2 pseudogenes are annotated in these 725 nt (G+C 47.7%); both read left to right on the forward strand.

Annotation, left to right across the window (positions count from 1 at the left end):
- A pseudogene (locus tag R8O11_RS27470) lies at nucleotides 1-281 on the forward strand (cellulase); the annotation flags it as partial.
- Nucleotides 272-725 (forward strand): annotated as a pseudogene (locus tag R8O11_RS27475) (cellulose synthase); the annotation flags it as partial. The pseudogenes R8O11_RS27470 and R8O11_RS27475, both read left to right, overlap by 10 nt.

Below are 725 nucleotides of genomic sequence, written 5' to 3' on the forward strand. Positions count from 1 at the left end.
TTGGTGCGCCCGCGAGAGAAGTAAATACTGAAACGGGTAAATATACCCAATCAGGAAGTGCAGGTTTTTCTGCTGCGGCTCTTCCGTTGCTCGCGGCTTCTGGTGAATCTGCGCTGTTGGAGGCGCAGTTCAGTCGTGCTCAAAATGAACTTGTGATGGACAAAAACGATCATTATTACGACAACGTATTAAGTCTATTTGGGCTTGGTTGGCATGTAGAACGTTACCGTTTTGGTGTGCAAGGTGAATTGCTTCCTGTATGGAGCGAGAGATGTCAGTAACAGGATTCGTGTTATGGTGGATTCCACTGGTTGCTTTGGCGGCTGGTGGCGTCGGCACTGTGCATGCAGAAAGCTTTAGTTCAAAACCTCTGACAAAGTCGCAGCTCGCACAGGTCTACAAGCCTATCGAGCTGGTTCAATTTTCCACATCATTAGCACGAGTTGACTCGGTTGAGTGGTTGGTTGAGCAGCTAAAACTAGCAGATGCGATTGGCCGAGATGATATTGTCGAGAGTACTCTAGAGAGGCTGTTCGCGATTGAAGAAAGCAATCCAACGGGGCTTTTCTATCAAGCAAATATGTATCTGAAACGTAAGCAGCCAGAATTAGCAAAACCCGTATTTGAGCGCTTAATCAGGCAGGCGCCTCATTCGCCTCAAGCGAAAAACTTGTCATCGATTATGGCCATTCAGGGAGAGAAAAGAGCGGATTATCAGCGCGCTC

The organism is Vibrio sp. 1288 (assembly GCF_033344475.1).